Here is a 17,895-nt window from a genome sequence, read left to right as displayed (position 1 = left end):
CCGAGTCATGGCAATCCGCTACTGGCTCGTCGTGCAGCCCCTCGACCGGGCGCAGCTGATGATGGCGCACGGCTTTGTGCAAGTGCCGTGGGGCCCGCGTGAGCCGCTCGAGCAGCTCAACGAGTCGGATGGCGTCATCCTCTACAGTCCGCGCGAAACAAACCCCGACGGCGAAACCCTTCGCGCTGTCGTCGGTGCGGGCCGTGTGCTGCCGGGGGAGCCGTACCAGGCGGGAGGACGCGGCGTGTCACCGTGGCGGCGCGAGGTGGAGTGGCTCCCGGAGCCGCGTATTGCGCCCATCCGTCCCCTGAAAGACATGCTCGACCTCACCCGCGATAACCGCTACTGGGGCGAACAGTTGCGCGACGGCATCCTCGAAATTACGCCCCGCGATTTCACTGTCTTTGAGGATTCGGTGCGCCGACGTGCGCCAGAACCTGGGACGCTTGGAGCGGTGCTGCGAGGACGCCACACCGCGACCGAACCCGGCGGGCTCCTGCGCGAAACCGGTTGGCCGCTCGGCACATCCAGCGACGCGAAGCTGCTCGACGAGTTCTAGCGGACGCCTAGCGGCGGGCGAGCGCCGTGTCGCCGACCGGGTAGCGCTTCACCGCTTGCGGAACGCGGCGAGCGATCTCGGCAGCGACGATGAGATCCTGCCACCCCTGGCCGACGGACTTGAACACACGCGGACCCGTGCTCTCGAGGCTCACCTCGCCGCGGACGAGTTCATCGAGCGTGACGAGGGAGCCGGCCGTGATCGCGCTCTCCTCGACGGCGAGGGCGATGTCGCCAGCCTCCCGAAGCGCCAGCTCGTGCGTCTCAACGACTACAACACCGGCACGTGCCAGGAGCGCCCCGGGGAGCTCGCGACGGTCCGCGTGGTGCGAGCCGACGGCGATGACGCATGCATCATCTCGGACCCAGGATGCGTCGAAGAGTGGCTCGTCCGCACTCGTCGCGCACACGACGACATCCGCGTGCTGCAGGGCCGCCTTCGCCGCCACCGCGTGACCGGTGCGGGCACGAAGACCCTGCTCGATCGCCCAAGCGGCGAGCGCTTCCTCGCGGGGGCCACTGCGGCCAATGATGATGACCTCACGCATCGTGGGCAGTACGGCGCGAAGCGCAGCGATGTGCGCCTTCGCCTGCGGCCCCGAACCAAAGACGACAAGCTGCTCGCTGCGGGCCGGGGCAAGCTTCGAGGCGGCGAGGGCAGAGACCGCACTCGTGCGCAGCTTGGTGAGCTCAACACCATCCACGAGGCAGCGGGGCGTCAGCGTCTCAGCATCCATGAGCACGAAGAAGCCCTGGATACGCTCGCGACCAAGCTTCGTATTGCCGGGCGCAACCGACAGGAACTTCATGCCCGCGTGACTGCCAGCCTCCGCCGGCATGTACAGGAGTTCGCCGTGTGCGGTGGACGTGCTCGTGCGCAGATGTGAGGCAGCAGGGTCAAGCCCCTCCCTGAGCGCGGTCGAGAGTGCCTTCACCGCATCCATCGGCGTCACATGCTTCGTGATCTGTGCGGCGGTAATCGTGGGCAGCGTCATCGCAATATCCCCGGACTTCTGTGTTCTGCGCGCGCAGTCGGCGGCGGGAAATGGAATCGTGCACGCGAAACGAGATCCGCGAGCGGTTCCCACCAGCATGCACCCCGCTTGGACCCTCCCGCAATGCGTCTCATCTGGTGCCCAGGGGAATTGGTGGATCTCCACAGTGGGTGCTGGGTCAGTGTTCACGCGGGTCGCTCGAGACGGTACCGTGAACGATCTGAGGCTCCGATCACGGAGCATCCCGACTTCGACTCAACGGCGGTTCACTACATGTCACTGAGCGTGCTCGACCTCTTCTCCATCGGAATTGGTCCCTCCTCCTCACACACGGTTGGCCCGATGCGCGCCGCTGCCACCTTCCTGGAGGTGCTCCGCGAGGAGGGACACTTCGACAACGTCGCCCACGTCAAGGTGGCGCTCTTTGGCTCACTCGGACTCACCGGCCGCGGCCACGGCTCGGACCACGCCGCCGTGCTTGGGCTCAGCGGTGAACTTCCCGAGGAGATTGATCCGGATCGTGCGCCCGTCATCGTGGATGAGGTGCGCGAGTGTGGTCGCCTGATTCTTGGCGGTGAACGTGAGATTCCGTTCCGCATGGACCGAGACGTCATCCTCCACATGCGTCGTTCGCTCCCCGGCCACCCGAACGGGATGACCTTCTGTGCGAAGGATGCCGCCGGTGAGCTGCTCCTCGAACGCAGCTACTACTCGGTCGGTGGCGGCTTCGTCGTCGATGCTGAGGCGGGCGCGAAGGCGCCGCTCGTACAGGATGATCGACCGCTCGCGTACCCGTTCAGCACCGGAGCGGAGCTGCTCGAGCGCTGCCAGGAAAGCGGCCTCTCGATCGCGGAGGTCGTGCTCGCGAACGAAGAATCATGGCGTCCCGCGGAGGAGACCCGCGCGCGCCTGCTCGAAATCTGGCACGTGATGGCTGAGTGCATCGAGCGCGGCTGCACGCGCGAAGAGCCGATGCTGCCCGGACGACTCAACGTGCCGCGCCGCGCGCCGGGCCTTCGTAAGGTGCTCCGGGAACAGGCCGAGCTTGAGGCCGGCGACCCGCTGCGCGCCATGGACTGGGTGAACCTGTACGCGCTCGCGGTGAACGAGGAAAACGCCTCCGGCGGCCGCATCGTGACGGCGCCCACAAATGGCGCGGCCGGCATCATCCCTGCGGTCCTCAGCTACGCGGTGGAGTTCCGTGGCGCGGATGACGACCAGATCGTGAACTTCCTGCTTTCGGCGGGAGCCATCGGCATCCTCTTCAAGGAGAACGCCTCGATCTCGGGTGCGGAAGTGGGCTGCCAGGGTGAAGTGGGCTCGGCTTGCTCCATGGCAGCGGCAGGGCTCTGTGCACTGCTTGGCGGCTCGCCCCGACAGGTCGAGAACGCGGCCGAGATCGGCATCGAGCACAACCTCGGTCTCACCTGCGACCCGGTTGCGGGTCTCGTGCAGATTCCCTGCATTGAGCGCAACGCGATCGCATCCGTGAAGGCTGTGAACGCTGCGCGGCTCGCAATGCGGACGGATGGCACGCACAAGGTGACGCTTGACCAGGCCATTCGCACGATGCGCGAAACCGGCAAGGACATGAAGAGCAAGTACAAGGAGACCTCGCGTGGCGGCCTCGCCGTGAACGTCGTTGAGTGCTAGTTCACTCAACTGAGCTGATCGAGATCTCGACACACGCGCCTGCGGCGGGCACTCGACCACCTCAGGAGGCGTGCGATCGAGCACCTCAGTGGAGGCGGGCACGCTCCTCGGCAAGCTCCTCCGGCGAACGCTCGCGCCAGGTGATGAGGAATCGCCGATCAAAACCCCGCGAACACTTCGCACACGAGACCGGCTTCTTGCCCGGCCGACGAAAGCGCGGCACCTCGTGTCCGTTCGGGCACACCCCGATCCAGCGGGCAAACTCCGTTGCGACCGGGTTCGAGTGCGTGCGGCCGCCGACATAGCCGATCTCTCGCGCAATCGCCTGCCACGTCGGTCCGTGCCCGGCCTCATGACCCGCCATCGCGTGCGCGACCTCGTGCAGCAGTGTCTGGTGTACCTCGTCGTCCTCGTGGCGCGCAGCGAGATACCGGGAGACAGTGATCCGCTTCGTCGTGTAGTGGCACGCGCCAGCACGCTGCTTCGCGTGGTCAAACTCGAAGCTCCACGAGGGATCCAGGTACATCCGGATGAGCGCTTCCGCCCACACGCGCACCCGTGCGAGATCAGCCACTCTTAGAGATCGTGGCTCGTGATCGGCTCGTTGAATTCCTCTTCGCCGCGCGAGCCATCAAGCTTTGCGCGCACAGCACGAATCGCGAACTTCGAGGACTCGACCTGGTCGATCGGCGCCTCAATGTCGGTGCGGTACTTGAGCGCGAGTTCGAAGTCCGCAAGAGCCGCGTCGAGTTCACCGCGATCGAAGTGCGTCTTGCCTCGGTGTTGGAGCGCGAAGGCGGCAAGGCTCATCCACTCGTGCGTGCGGGCCTCATCCACGCAGCCGTCGAGCTCGCGCAGCGCCTGGTCGGTCTTGCCCTGGTACTGCTGGACAACGGCGCGGCGGATGCGTGCAGCGAGGGCGTCTTCGCGGGCGCCCGTGAAGCGGGATTGGCGGTACGCAGCCTGAGCTTCGTCGAACGCCGCGTCGAGGTGGCCGAGCATCCGCAGCAGCGCAACTCGCTCATTGAGTGCGGCGAGCGAGCGCAAGTGGCTGATCTGCTCAAGGCGCGCCTCCGCGGCCGCGACATCGATGTGCTCGCGGAGCGTGTCGGGGTCGTAACCGAGGATGATGGGAGCGTCTGGCACGGCCATGAGCGTAACCGGCGAGGCTGGACGAGTCGTCCAGGCGCGCCCGGATCGGGACTTCCTCGGGGAGCTAGTTCCAGCCGCCGGAGCGCCTCGCGGTGAAGATGCCGCGGCCTGGCTTCGGGGACGGTTTCGCCTCTGCGTCGTGCACGGGGGCACGGCCTGCGGCGAGTTGCTCGACGCCGCGGTGGTCGATGAGGGATGCGGGCGGAAACTCGGAGGCGAGGGTGCGGTGGATGCCGTCAAGTCGCTCCCTGAGAGGCGTGCTCGCCTCGTTGCACGGGCGTGCGATCGCCATGAGGTTGCCGAAACGGCGTCCCTTGGCAACGGCAGGGTCGGTGATGACCGAGACCTCCGTGAACACGTCCATGAGGGTGGCGAGCTCGCCGCGCGCGAAGCGGAGCTCGTGCCCGTCCGCGATGTTCACGAGGACGAGTCCATCCGGGGCAAGGAACGGCACGAGGTCCTTGAAGAACTCGACGCTCGTGACGTGCGCCGGCGTCTGTGCACCCGCAAAGATGTCAACGACGAGGAGATCTGCCGCACCGAGGAGCCCCTTCGGGAGCCGCGACAGCTGCTCACGGGCATCCCCGTACCGCACACGAATCGAGGCGTGACGGGGGAGGGGCGCCACCCGGCGCACGAGCTCGACGAGCTCCGGCTCCAGCTCGATAACCTGCTGGCGGGATCCAGGATGCAGCTCCTCAACAAAGCGCGGAATCGACATCGCGCCCGCGCCCAAGTGGAGGGCGGTCAACGGCTCACTGCCCGGCCAAGCATGCTCGATGACGCGACCCATATGGCGGATATAGGCGAAGCGAAGATCCCGCGGATCATCCGGGACGACATTCGACTGCGGTGTCCCATCCACGACGAGGTTCCAGCTCGCCCCCTCGTGCTCCATTGACGCACTCGCGCCGCTCGAGAGCGTCACCGTGAGGGCGTCTGCTGGGGCGGATGCGTCAGAGCGGGAATTGGGGCGAGGGCTTCGAGCCATGACCCCATCCAAGCACGGGCGCTGCGGCGAGCACGGTGAGCCGATCGCCTCCGCTGAAACTCTCAAGAAGATTTGTCATCATTGGCCCATGACGATGACGACGATGCCAGCGCTAGCGGACCTCCTCCGCGTGTGCACGGATCGCGTCCCGAATCCGGTCGTCATCCACCCCGAATCGCTGCGCATGCTGCCCCTACCTGCCGGGGTGCCGTGCAGCCTCAGCCATGCCGGCGCGATGGCGCGTTCGGCAACCGTGCTTCCCATCCATCCCTGCCCCTCCACCTGAACACCGAACCGAAGGATCACTCGTGACGAACGAACAGCTCGGTGGCAGCAGCCACATTGACCCGACGATTCCCTCAACGAATGGATTCGGTACGCCGCAGGCGTCTGACCGCAACTCGCTGAGCGTGGGCCCGAACGGCCCGCTCCTGCTCCACGACGTGCAGCTCGTCGAGACCCTCGCACACTTCAACCGCGAGCGCGTGCCGGAGCGCAACCCGCACGCGAAGGGCTCGGGCGCCTTCGGCGTCTTCGAGACCACCGAGGATGTGTCGAAGTACACGCGCGCGGCCGTCTTCCAGCAGGGCGCGAAGACGCAGATGCTCGCCCGATTCTCGACCGTCGCCGGTGAGCAGGGCTCGCCCGACACCTGGCGTGACGTTCGCGGCTTCTCGCTGAAGTTCTACACGAGCGAGGGCAACCTCGACATCGTCGGCAACAACACCCCGGTGTTCTTCGTCCGCGACCCCATGAAGTTCCCGCACTTCATCCGCTCGCAGAAGCGCCTCCCGGACTCGGGCCTGCGCAACAACACGATGCAGTGGGACTTTTGGACGCAGAACCCGGAGACCGCCCACCAGGTCACCTACCTCATGGGTGACCGCGGTCTCCCGAAGACGTGGCGTCACATGAACGGCTACTCCTCGCACACCTACGCATGGATCAACGCCGAGGGCGAGCGCTTCTGGGTGAAGTACCACTTCCACACCAACCAGGGCGTCGAGAACATGACGAACGACGAGGCGAACAAGATGGCCGGTGAGGATGCCGACTTCCACCGCCGCGACCTCTTCGACGCGATCGCCCGCGCCGACTTCCCGTCGTGGAAGCTCTCGGTGCAGATCATGCCGTACGAGGACGCCAAGACGTACCGCATCAACCCCTTCGACCTGACGAAGGTCTGGCCGAAGTCGGACTACCCGCTCATCCCGGTCGGCACGATGACGCTCAACCGTAACCCGGAGAACTTCTTTGCGCAGATCGAGCAGGCTGCCTTCGCGCCGTCGAACATGGTGCCCGGCACCGGCATCTCGCCCGACAAGATGCTCCTCGGGCGTGTGTTCGCGTACGCGGATGCCCACCGCGCCCGCATCGGCACGAACTTCCACCAGCTCCCGGTGAACCAGCCGATCGTGCCGACGAACTCGTACACCTTCGACGGCAACATGACCTACCACCACTCGGGGAACGCGCCTGTGTACGCCCCGAACTCGTACAACCGTCCGTGGGCTGACGAGCAGGGTCCGGTCGAGAACTCGTGGGAGACCGACGGCGAGCTCGTGCGCCAGGCGTACACGCTGCGCGAGGATGACGACGACTTCTCGCAGGCGAACAAGCTCCTCAACGAGGTCTTCGACGACGCCGCGCGCGACCGTTTCGTCGAGACGGTTGCTGGTGCGCTCGCCACGGTGGAGGAGCCGGTCCTCTCAAACGCCTTCCAGTACTGGAAGAACGTTGACGAGGTGATCGGCGGCCGCATCGAAGCGAAGGTCCGTGCTGACGCGGAAGCAGCCACACCCGATGGTGACGCCGGCGACAAGATCCCCGGCGCTGACCCGCATGAGGAGCGCAAGGCTCCCGTTGCTGGCGGCCATGAGGAGACCACACACTAGTTCTTCGTGACAACAGGGATGGGCCCCGACGCGATGTTCGCGCCGGGGCCCATCCCTGTGTTCGGGCGTGCTGCCCGGGGCATTGCTCGTGCTTAGAAGCGGCCCTTGTTCTGCTTGCCGCCATCGGTGGTGGTGGCGTCGAGTGAGGAGATGTTCTGGTCGTTCGCGGTGCTCTTGTCGTCGTCAAGGCGACCGATCTGCGAGACCGAGATCGAGTTCACGAGGCGACCCTCCGAGGTGTTGCCGTCACCGAAGTTGAAGTTGGCAACGAGCTGGTCTTCGCCAGCCTTGATCGGGTTGGCGAGGGTGACGATGAAGGTGCGGGTCGAGGTCTTCGGGTCGAAGCCGAGGTCCTGCGTGTAGGCGCCGTTGAAGTAACCCGGTGTGATGAGGCGGTCGACGCCCTCAGGGCCGTCCTCAGTCTTCACTTCGACCTTGAACGACACGGCGGGGAAGTCGGCGTAGTAGCGGTCGGTACCCACGTTCTTCACGCGAAGCGCAACAAGGCCTGCGTATCCCTCCGCCTTGCCAGCGGCGACGGTGAAGTGCGGCTCGAGGTCGTGGGCCTGCTGGCCTGCGGGCTCGGTGACTGCCGGCTGCTCAGGGAGCGTGCCGACTTCTTCCTTGACTTCCGGCTGGGTCGGCGTCTGTGCCGGGTCCGACGGGGTGCCGCCGAAGGCGCCGGAAGCGTTGTCGTAGAGGCGCACGCGCACCTCGTTCTTGATGGGAGCGAAGGACGTCCAGGCGGTTGGCGTCGACCAGGTGCCGTTCGACGTGCAGAACTGCTGCGTGCCGCTCATGGTGATGGCACGGAAGCCGTAGGTTGCCTCACCCGTGTGTCCTGCCGGAACGTCGTAAGGGCCAACCTGCTGACCAGCGGTCCACGAGAGGCTGTAGGAAGCCTGAGCGCCGACCATGCTGGCGAGCGAGTAGGCGATGCCTGCCTGGCCGCCGCCGTTCTTGCCGCTCGCGTTGCCGCCGACGTTCACGTCGAGCTTCTCGGTGCGGCTGCCGTTGACCTCAAGGCCAATCTCCTGCGTGCGCGAGGTTTCCTGCGTGAGCGGGATCGTGCCCGTCGTTTCGTTCTTCGTCGAGATCGTGCCGACCGGAAGGAAGTGGTCGGTGACCTTGTAGACGACTGTGCGGTGGTCTTCGAGTGCGTTACACACCGGACGCGGGTTGAGGACGTTGGCCTTCAAGTGGTCCGAACCGTGCGAGGTGTGGATGATCGGCAGCGTCGGGTTGAGCGCCGGGGTCTCCGGGTAGGTGTCCGACGAGGTGGCGGCGAAGGTGGGGTTCGCAGCGAGCGATGCGGTGAGCACCGTGGCGCCAGCGAGCCCGATGAGCGCGCGGGTGAGCTTCATACACGTCTCCAGCTTGATCGATGAATCAGGACTCACGGTGCGAGGGCGAGCGTCCGGCAGGGGCGGAAGCCTTCGTGTTCCGTGTGCATAGATACTATGCATCGCGAGCGAAGTATATGAACGTGCATCATTCTCCAGTATGAGAATTATTGTCATTTATCGTGGGTCACTTGACCAAGTGTTGTGGGAAACCTCCAAATGAGGAGGCCGTCGCTTGAGACGGCGCGAGCCCTGTGTTCCCGTTTTGCGAGAGTTCCCAGCGAAATCAGCCGCCGGTGTGACTGGGCAGTGCCTAAGAGCCGTCATCGAAGCCGAGGTGAGTATCGAGCGGAGGGATCCGCGGATGCGGCACATTGCACGCACTCTGCTGAGCGTGCTTGGTGTGACCCGCCCCTCTGCCCAATGCCTACGGTCCCGGATGAGAGGTCGCGGAATTGCTCGCGGGGATGCTCCGGAGCCCCAAATCACCACCGCTTGGTGACCGTCCCCGGAGTTGCGCGCTTACCAGCCGCGCTCCCGCCACTCGGCGAGGTGAGGACGCTCGGCGCCGATCGTGGTGGGTGCGCCGTGGCCCGGGTACAGCACGGTCGAGTCGGCGAAGCGGTCAAAGATCTTCGTTTCGAGGTCATCCATGAGCCGCTCAAAATCGTTCTTTGAATTCGTCTTGCCGGGGCCGCCCGGGAAGAGCGAGTCGCCCGTGATGATGCGCGTCGATTCACCCTTCACATCGACAACGAGCGCGATCGATCCGGGGGTGTGACCGCGCAGCAGCGCAACTTCAATGGTGGTGTGACCGATGCCGAGCGTCGCGCCGTCGGCGAGGGGACGATCAACAGTGGCGCCGATACCGGCGGCATCCAGCTCGCCCGCGTACGAGGGGACGGCGAGGCGGCGGCGCATCTTCTCGAGGGCCTGCCAGTGGTCGGCATGCTGGTGGGTGGTCACGATGCCGACGACGTGGATGTGCGGGCGCTCGCGGATTTCGAGGGGGAGGGAGTCGTTCTCCTCGTCAACGGCGTCGTTGGCGATCGCGATGAGTTCGCCGAGTCGCATAGGGGCTTCAGCGGCATCCACGAGGAGCGCCTGCCCGGTCGCCCGGTCGGCAATGACGTAGGCAATGTTGTCCATCGGGCTCACGCTGGCTCGCCAGATCTCGACACCGTCGAATCGGTCGACGATCGGGTCAAATGGCTTGAGTGTGGATGGATCGATCGGCATGGTCGTACCGTAACCCGCCCGCATCCCGAGCGCGGGAATGTTGTGCTGACCCGCAGAACTTTCTCGACATCGAACGGATCCGCTTGCACGACATCCCACAGTGTGTCCCGCTCGCGGTGTCCGCGCGGCTCCGGCGTCCCGAGAGGTTCGAACCGCATTTGCCACCGTTTCGGACGTTTGCCACCGGTTATTCGATGGCAAACGTCCGAAACGGTGGCGGGCGCGTGCATGGATGCCGTGGCAGTCGGTGCGGAGCGTGCTGCGTGGGCGTTACTGCGTCGACGGCGTGTGGAGCAGTGCTGCCGGGGTGCGGGTGGCAGCGCGTATTCGATGGAGACCGGCGGAGTGCGCATCAATACTCCTGGGAAGACGCCGGGAGGCTGGACTCTGCGGCGTGTCGCGCATATACTTGACATTTGCGCTTCGTCGTTCCATGCCTTCATATTGCGGTCGGCTTGGGTTGCGCTTCGGTCTCGTAGGGTTTTGCCGTCTGGATGACGGTCGCTCGGCGTTGAGCGAACTGCACCCGGTCGGCGGGGCCCATGCTCAGATGACACTACTGGCATCCCGCACCTGACCGCGGGACCGTGGAGGGAAACATCCTTGGCTGCTGCGCGCAACGCAACTCCTGCCCCCGCGACCGGGCGTAACGCCCGTCGCCTCTCGTTCGCGAAGATTTCGGACACGCTCGACGTTCCCGACCTCCTCGCCCTGCAGACTCAGTCCTTCGACTGGCTCGTCGGCAATGACGCATGGAAGGCCCGCCTCGCAGAGGCCCAGGCCGCCGGTCGCACCGACGTCGCCACGCAGTCGGGTCTCGAGGAAATCTTCGAAGAGATTTCCCCGATTGAAGACCTCGGCGAAACGATGCAGCTGAGCTTCGCAAACCCGTACCTCGAGCCCGAGAAGTACTCGATCGACGAGTGCAAGGAGCGTGGCAAGACCTACGCTGCCCCGCTCTACGTCGAGGCCGAGTTCATGAACCACCAGACGCTCGAGATCAAGACGCAGACCGTCTTCATGGGCGACTTCCCGCTCATGACCGACAAGGGCACGTTCATCATCAACGGCACCGAGCGCGTCGTCGTCTCGCAGCTCGTGCGTTCGCCCGGTGTCTACTTCGAGCGCACCCCCGAGAAGAACTCCGACAAGGACGTCTACTCGGCACGCATCATCCCGAGCCGCGGTGCATGGCTCGAGTTCGAAATCGACAAGCGCGACCAGGTTGCCGTGCGTATTGACCGCAAGCGAAAGCAGTCGGTGACCGTCTTCCTCAAGGCTCTCGGCCTCACCCACGATGAGATCCGCGAAGAGTTCGCTGGCTACGAGTCGATCGAGCTGACCCTCGAGAAGGACGACATCAAGACGAAGGAAGAAGCCCTCAAGGACATCTACCGTAAGCTTCGTCCGGGTGAGCAGGTTGCCACCGAGGCTGCCCGCGCCCTCCTCGACAACTTCTACTTCAATGCGAAGCGCTACGACCTCGCCAAGGTTGGTCGTTACAAGCTCAACCGCAAGCTCGGCATCGATGCCCCGATCACCGACTCGGTGCTCTCGGTCGCCGACGTTGTCGCCACGATCAAGTACCTCGTTGCCCTCCACGCTGGCGACGAGAAGCTCCCGGGCGTCCGCAAGGGCGAGCCGGTCGAGATCTCGCTCGACGTGGACGACATTGACCACTTCGGTAACCGCCGCATCCGCGCCGTCGGTGAGCTCATCCAGAACCAGGTCCGCACGGGTCTCTCGCGCATGGAGCGCGTGGTTCGCGAGCGCATGACGACGCAGGACATTGAGGCCATCACGCCGCAGACGCTCATCAACGTGCGTCCCGTCGTTGCTGCCATCAAGGAGTTCTTCGGAACCTCACAGCTCTCGCAGTTCATGGACCAGAACAACCCGCTCGCGGGTCTCACCCACAAGCGTCGCCTCTCGGCGCTCGGCCCGGGTGGTCTCTCGCGTGAGCGCGCAGGTGTTGAGGTCCGTGACGTCCACCCCTCGCACTACGGCCGCATGTGCCCGATCGAAACCCCTGAAGGCCCGAACATTGGTCTCATCGGTTCGCTCGCATCCTTCGCGCGCATCAACGCCTTCGGCTTCATCGAGACGCCGTACCGCAAGGTCGTGAAGGGCCAGGTCACCGAGCAGATCGACTACCTCACCGCAGCTGAAGAAGACGACTTCGTGGTCGCCCAGGCGAACGCCCCGCTCACCGAGGACCGCCATTTCGCTGACGCCGACGTCCTCGTTCGTCGTAAGGGTGGCGAGGTTGAGCTCGTCCCCGCTGAAGAGGTCGACTACATGGACGTCTCGCCGCGCCAGATGGTGTCAGTCGCAACCTCGCTCATCCCGTTCCTCGAGCACGACGACGCCAACCGTGCTCTCATGGGCGCCAACATGCAGCGTCAGGCTGTGCCGCTGCTCCGTTCGGAGTCACCGCTCGTCGGTACTGGTATGGAGGGCTACGCAGCCATCGACGCCGGTGACGTCATCACGGCCAACAACGCCGGTGTTGTCACCTCGGTGTCGGCTGACACGGTCACCGTGCAGCTCGACGAGGGCGGCTCGGAGCAGTACTTCCTCCGCAAGTTCGACCGCTCGAACCACGGCACCTGCTACAACCACCGCGTTGTGGTGTCGGCCGGTGACCGCGTCGAGGCTGGCATGGTCATCGCGGATGGCCCGGCCACCGAGAACGGTGAGCTCGCCCTCGGTAAGAACCTCCTCGTCGGCTTCATGCCGTGGGAAGGCCACAACTTCGAGGACGCCATCATCCTCAGCCAGAACCTCGTGAAGAACGACACCCTCTCCTCGATCCACATCGAGGAGTACGAGGTGGACGCTCGCGACACGAAGCTCGGTAAGGAAGAAATCACCCGCGATCTCCCGAACGTCTCGCAGGACCTCCTCAAGGACCTCGACGAGCGCGGCATCATCCGCATCGGTGCCGAGGTTCGCCCCGGCGACATCCTCGTCGGTAAGGTCACCCCGAAGGGTGAGACCGAGCTCTCCGCTGAAGAGCGTCTCCTCCGCGCCATCTTCAACGAGAAGTCGCGCGAAGTTCGCGACACCTCGCTCAAGGTGCCGCACGGTGAGCAGGGTACGGTCATCGCCGTCAAGGTCTTCGACGCTGAAGAGGGTGACGACGAGCTCGGCGCCGGCGTGAACCAGCGCGTGATCGTCTTCATCGCCCAGAAGCGCAAGATCACCGAGGGTGACAAGCTCGCTGGCCGCCACGGCAACAAGGGTGTTATTGCGAAGATCCTCCCCGAGGAAGACATGCCGTTCCTCGCGGACGGTACGCCCCTCGACATCATCCTCAACCCGCTCGGTATCCCGAAGCGTATGAACTTCGGTCAGATCCTCGAGACCCACCTTGGCTGGATCGCCAAGCAGGGTTGGAAGATCGAGGGCGAGCCGGAGTGGGCCGTCAACTTCCAGGAGCCCTCGCGCGAGGTTGCTCCCGGCACGAAGCTCGCCACCCCGGTGTTCGACGGTGCTTCGGAGCGCGAGATCGCGGGTCTGCTCGACTCGACGCACCTCACGCGCGACGGTGAGCGTCTCGTTGACAGCACGGGTAAGACCCAGCTGTTCGACGGCCGCTCGGGTGAGCCGTACCCGGACCCGATCTCGGTCGGCTACATGTACATCCTGAAGCTCCACCACCTCGTCGACGACAAGATCCACGCCCGCTCGACTGGTCCGTACTCGATGATCACCCAGCAGCCGCTCGGTGGTAAGGCCCAGTTCGGTGGTCAGCGCTTCGGTGAGATGGAAGTCTGGGCCCTCGAGGCCTACGGCGCCGCGTACACGCTCCAGGAGCTCCTCACGATCAAGTCGGATGACATTGTCGGTCGTGTGAAGGCGTACGAGTCCATCGTTAAGGGCGAGAACATTCAGGAACCCGGTATTCCCGAGTCGTTCAAGGTCCTCATGAAGGAAATGCAGTCGCTGTGCCTGAACGTCGAGGTGCTCTCGGCCGACGGCAGCGTCGTGAGCCTTCGCGACACGGATGACGAGGCCTACCGCGCTGCGGAAGAACTCGGCATCAACATCTCCACCCGCTTCGAGTCCTCGTCGGTTGACGAGATCTAAGCCGGACCCGAACGAGTATCGAAGCTTTTCTTAGGGAGAACAGAGCATTGCTGGACGCAACTACGTTTGACGAACTCCGCATCGGCCTCGCGACGGCCGACGACATTCGTCGCTGGTCTTACGGCGAAGTTAAGAAGCCGGAGACGATTAACTACCGCACCCTCAAGCCCGAGAAGGACGGTCTGTTCGGTGAGCAGATCTTCGGTCCCTCGCGTGACTGGGAGTGTGCCTGTGGCAAGTACAAGCGCGTGCGCTTCAAGGGCATCGTGTGTGAGCGCTGTGGTGTCGAGGTCACGAAGTCCTCGGTCCGCCGTGAGCGCATGGGCCACATTGAGCTCGCCGCACCGGTGACCCACATCTGGTACTTCAAGGGTGTTCCGAGCCGCCTCGGCTACCTCCTTGACATGGCGCCGAAGGACCTCGAGAAGGTCATCTACTTCGCCGCCTACATGATCATCAGCATCGACGAAGAGGGCCGTCGTGACGACCTTCAGGGCCTCGAGAACGAGGTTCGCCTCGAGCTGAAGACACTCAACGACCAGAAGGACGCCGCGATCGCATCGCGCCTCAAGCGCCTCGAGGACGAGCTCGCAACGCTCGAGTCCGAGGGTGCCAAGGCCGACCAGAAGCGCAAGGTCAAGGACGCCGGCGAGAAGGAAATGTCGCAGCTCCGCAAGGGCTTCGACGAGGACATCGCACGCCTCGAGCGCGTGTGGGACTCCTTCCGCAACCTCAAGGTCGGCGAGCTTAAGCCGGAAGACACTGACTTCCACGAGCTCATGGACCGTTACGGCGACTACTTCGAGGCCTACATGGGTGCCGAGGCGATCCAGAAGCGCCTCGAGAGCTTCGACCTCGCGAACGAGGCTGAGCTCCTCCGCCAGCAGATCTCCGAGGGCAAGGGCCAGAAGAAGATCCGCGCCATTAAGCGCCTCAAGGTCGTGAACTCCTTCCTCCAGACGGGCAACAGCCCGGCTGCGATGGTGCTCGATGTCGTCCCGGTCATCCCGCCGGAGCTTCGCCCGATGGTGCAGCTCGACGGTGGCCGCTTCGCGACCTCGGACCTCAACGACCTCTACCGTCGCGTCATCAACCGCAACAACCGTCTTCGTCGCCTCCTCGACCTCGGCGCCCCGGAGATCATTGTCAACAACGAGAAGCGCATGCTTCAGGAAGCTGTTGACGCGCTCTTCGATAACGGCCGCCGTGGCCGCCCGGTGACGGGTACCGGTAACCGTGCGCTGAAGTCGCTCTCGGACATGCTCAAGGGTAAGCAGGGTCGATTCCGTCAGAACCTGCTCGGTAAGCGAGTGGACTACTCGGGCCGTTCGGTCATCGTCGTGGGTCCGCAGCTGCGCATGCACCAGTGTGGTCTGCCGAAGCAGATGGCCCTCGAGCTCTTCAAGCCGTACGTCATCAAGCGCCTCATCGACCTCGGTCACGCCTCGAACATTAAGGCTGCGAAGCGCTCGGTTGAGCGTGCCAAGCCTGAGGTGTGGGACGTCCTCGAAGAGGTCATCCGTGAGCGTCCGGTGCTCCTCAACCGTGCACCGACCCTCCACCGCCTCGGTATTCAGGCGTTCGAGCCGCTCCTCGTTGAAGGTAAGGCCATCCAGCTCCACCCGCTCGTGTGTTCGGCGTTCAACGCTGACTTCGACGGTGATCAGATGGCTGTCCACCTCCCGCTGTCGGTTGAGGCTCAGGCCGAGGCTCGCGTGCTCATGCTCGCCTCGAACAACATCCTCAAGCCCTCGGACGGTCGCCCGGTGACCCTGCCCTCGCAGGACATGGTTGCTGGTCTCTACCACCTCACCTTCAAGCGTGAGGACGTCGTGGGCGCGGGCCGTGCCTTCTCCTCGGTTGCCGAGGCGATCATGGCGCACGACCAGAACACGCTCCACCTCAACGCCCCTGTCCGTATCCGTCTCATCGACCCGGTGTTCGCCGACGGCAAGGCCCCCGAGAACTACGCCGGTGCAGGCCCGGTGCTCGTGGAGACCACGCTCGGTCGCGCGCTCTTCAACGAGCTGCTCCCGGCGACGTACCCGTACGTCGAAGAGACGATGACCAAGGGCCGCCTCTCGGGCGTCGTGAACTACCTCGCTGAGCGTTATAACAAGGACGAGGTTGCCGCCACGCTCGACAAGATCAAGGACGCCGGTTTCTACTGGGCCACGCGTTCGGGTATCTCGCTCGCGCTCTCGGACATCGTCACGCCCGACTCGAAGAAGGCCATCGTTGCCTCCACCGAAGCTGAGGTTGCTGAGCTTCGCGAAGAATGGCAGGTCGTTGGTGCGATCTCCGAGCAGGAATACCGCGCCGAGGTCATCAAGAAGTGGGAAGCCGCAACGGCTCGCGTGGCCGAGGAAATGCAGGCCGAGTTCCCGGAGACCAACTCGATTCACCGCATGGTGACGGCTGGTGCAAACGGTAACTGGCTGCAGGTCCGCCAGGTCGCCGGTATGCGTGGTCTTGTGGCAAACCCGAAGGGTGAAACCATCCCGCGCCCGATCGTCCACTCGTACCGTGAAGGCCTCACCGTGGCCGAGTACTTCATCTCGACGCACGGTGCTCGTAAGGGTCTTGCTGACACGGCTCTCCGTACTGCTGACTCGGGTTACCTCACGCGTCGTCTCGTGGACGTCTCGCAGGACGTCATCATCCGCGAGGAAGACTGTGGCACCAGCCGCGGCCTTGACATGCCGATTGCGGCGGTCGACGAGGCAACCGGCGAGCTCGTCCGCGACGAGAACGTCGAGAACTCGGTCTACGCACGTAACCTCGCGGTTGACGCGAAGGACGCTGACGGCAACGTCATCGCCCCGGCCGGTACCGACGTGGGTGACGTTGTCATCGACCAGCTCATCGCTGCCGGTGTGACGCAGGTCAAGGTCCGCTCGGTCCTCACCTGTGAGTCGGCCGTCGGTGTGTGCGCCATGTGCTACGGCCGTTCGCTTGCTTCGGGCAAGCTCGCCGACATCGGTGAGGCCGTCGGTATCATCGCGGCTCAGTCGATTGGTGAGCCGGGTACGCAGCTCACGATGCGTACCTTCCACTCGGGTGGTGTTTCGAGCGCGGGTGACATTACGCAGGGTCTCCCGCGTGTTCAGGAGCTCTTCGAAGCACGTACCCCGAAGGGTGCTGCTCCGCTCGCTGAGGCTGCCGGTCGCATCTCGATCCAGGAAACCGAGAAGTCGCGCAAGGTGGTCCTCACGCTCGACGAGAAGCCTGCCGACGACAAGGAAGCTGCCGAGAAGATCTACCCGGTCCTCAAGCGCGCAGATCTCCTCGTTGAGGACGACCAGCACGTTGAGCTCGGCCAGCAGCTCCAGGAAGGCCCGCTTGACCCGAAGGACGTGCTCCGCGTTCGCGGTGCTCGCGAGGTGCAGAAGTACCTCGTCGGCGGCGTCCAGGGCGTGTACCGCTCGCAGGGTGTGCCGATTCACGACAAGCACATCGAGGTCATCGTCCGTCAGATGCTCCGCAAGATTACGGTCATCGACCACGGCGAGACCGACATGCTCCCGGGTGAGCTCGTCGACCGTCAGCACTTCGCCGCGGTGAACCGCCAGGCGGTTGCTGAGGGCCGCAAGCCCGCATCGGGCCGCCAGGAAGTCATGGGTATCACCAAGGCTTCGCTCGCGACCGAGTCGTGGCTGTCGGCTGCTTCGTTCCAGGAGACGACTCGCGTGCTCACGCAGGCTGCGATGGAGGGTCGCAAGGACCCGCTCGTTGGCCTCAAGGAGAACGTCATCATCGGTCGCCTCATCACGGCCGGTACCGGTCTCTCGAAGTACCGCGAGATGGCTGTCGAGCCGACCGAAGAGGCACGCGCCGAGCGCTACCCCTACCAGCTCGGCGAGGAGTCGCAGTTCGACGAGAACAGCCTCACCTTCGTCGACTTCGAGTCGTTCTCGACGGACGACTTCAACTTCAGCTAGTCGACGCTGAACTGACAGTGCGCCTCGGCCTTCGGG

12 protein-coding genes are annotated in these 17,895 nt (G+C 64.6%); 6 read left to right on the top strand and 6 right to left on the bottom strand.

The window, feature by feature from the left end; translation table 11 throughout:
* Positions 1 to 7: 7 nt before the first annotated feature.
* Positions 8 to 559, top strand: a complete 552-nt coding sequence (locus ZAL01S_RS04800; RefSeq protein ID WP_066080524.1) for an EVE domain-containing protein — start codon at positions 8 to 10, stop codon at positions 557 to 559.
* A 7-nt stretch (positions 560 to 566) separates the two neighbouring features.
* Here ZAL01S_RS04800 and ZAL01S_RS04795 read toward each other — a convergent pair whose 3' ends face one another.
* Positions 567 to 1,553, bottom strand: coding sequence for an ornithine cyclodeaminase family protein (locus ZAL01S_RS04795; RefSeq protein WP_066080521.1), 987 nt, complete (start codon positions 1,551 to 1,553; stop codon positions 567 to 569).
* Between the two features lie 273 nt (positions 1,554 to 1,826).
* Here ZAL01S_RS04795 and ZAL01S_RS04790 point away from each other — a divergent pair, with 273 nt between their 5' ends.
* The gene (locus ZAL01S_RS04790; RefSeq protein ID WP_066080518.1) at positions 1,827 to 3,206 is read left to right on the top strand and encodes an L-serine ammonia-lyase; all 1,380 of its coding nucleotides are present in this window, start codon (positions 1,827 to 1,829) and stop codon (positions 3,204 to 3,206) included.
* Positions 3,207 to 3,291: 85 nt separating this feature from the next.
* Here the strand turns inward: ZAL01S_RS04790 and ZAL01S_RS04785 are convergent, their stop codons facing one another.
* The 3 genes from ZAL01S_RS04785 to ZAL01S_RS04775 all read right to left on the bottom strand — a co-directional run bounded on the left by ZAL01S_RS04785 (position 3,292) and on the right by ZAL01S_RS04775 (position 5,349).
* Complete coding sequence (locus ZAL01S_RS04785; protein ID WP_066080515.1) at positions 3,292 to 3,780, bottom strand: SprT-like domain-containing protein; 489 nt, start codon at positions 3,778 to 3,780, stop codon at positions 3,292 to 3,294.
* A 2-nt stretch (positions 3,781 to 3,782) separates the two neighbouring features.
* A complete protein-coding gene (locus ZAL01S_RS04780) occupies positions 3,783 to 4,358 on the bottom strand; it encodes a YfgM family protein (RefSeq protein WP_083523069.1) in 576 nt (191 codons plus the stop codon).
* A gap of 64 nt (positions 4,359 to 4,422) precedes the next feature.
* Positions 4,423 to 5,349, bottom strand: coding sequence for a spermidine synthase (locus ZAL01S_RS04775; RefSeq protein WP_066080513.1), 927 nt, complete (start codon positions 5,347 to 5,349; stop codon positions 4,423 to 4,425).
* Positions 5,350 to 5,437: 88 nt separating this feature from the next.
* Between ZAL01S_RS04775 and ZAL01S_RS10415 the strand changes: the two genes are divergently transcribed.
* A complete protein-coding gene (locus ZAL01S_RS10415; RefSeq protein WP_169793681.1) occupies positions 5,438 to 5,635 on the top strand; it encodes a hypothetical protein in 198 nt (65 codons plus the stop codon).
* Entirely contained in the window at positions 5,574 to 7,244 is a 1,671-nt protein-coding gene (locus ZAL01S_RS04765; RefSeq protein WP_083523068.1) for a catalase, read from the top strand. Before ZAL01S_RS10415 ends, ZAL01S_RS04765 begins: the two co-directional genes overlap by 62 nt.
* A 92-nt stretch (positions 7,245 to 7,336) precedes the next feature.
* Here the strand turns inward: ZAL01S_RS04765 and ZAL01S_RS04760 are convergent, their stop codons facing one another.
* Positions 7,337 to 8,608 (bottom strand): hypothetical protein, encoded by a 1,272-nt coding sequence (locus ZAL01S_RS04760; protein WP_066080503.1) that lies wholly within the window; start codon positions 8,606 to 8,608, stop codon positions 7,337 to 7,339.
* A 501-nt stretch (positions 8,609 to 9,109) separates the two neighbouring features.
* A complete protein-coding gene (locus tag ZAL01S_RS04755; RefSeq protein ID WP_066080500.1) occupies positions 9,110 to 9,826 on the bottom strand; it encodes an MBL fold metallo-hydrolase in 717 nt (238 codons plus the stop codon).
* A 603-nt stretch (positions 9,827 to 10,429) separates the two neighbouring features.
* On the opposite strand from ZAL01S_RS04755, the gene rpoB reads away from it, so the two are divergent.
* Both rpoB and rpoC read left to right on the top strand, forming a co-directional pair.
* Positions 10,430 to 13,918 (top strand): DNA-directed RNA polymerase subunit beta, encoded by a 3,489-nt coding sequence (gene rpoB, locus ZAL01S_RS04750; RefSeq protein WP_066080497.1) that lies wholly within the window; start codon positions 10,430 to 10,432, stop codon positions 13,916 to 13,918.
* Between the two features lie 47 nt (positions 13,919 to 13,965).
* Entirely contained in the window at positions 13,966 to 17,859 is a 3,894-nt protein-coding gene (rpoC, locus tag ZAL01S_RS04745) for a DNA-directed RNA polymerase subunit beta' (protein WP_066080494.1), read from the top strand.
* The last annotated feature ends 36 nt before the right edge of the window (positions 17,860 to 17,895 follow it).

It is taken from the genome of [Zimmermannella] alba NBRC 15616, assembly GCF_001570905.1.
GTDB lineage: Bacteria > Actinomycetota > Actinomycetes > Actinomycetales > Microbacteriaceae > Pseudoclavibacter > Pseudoclavibacter albus.
This window is presented reverse-complemented; position numbering and strand designations above follow the sequence as displayed.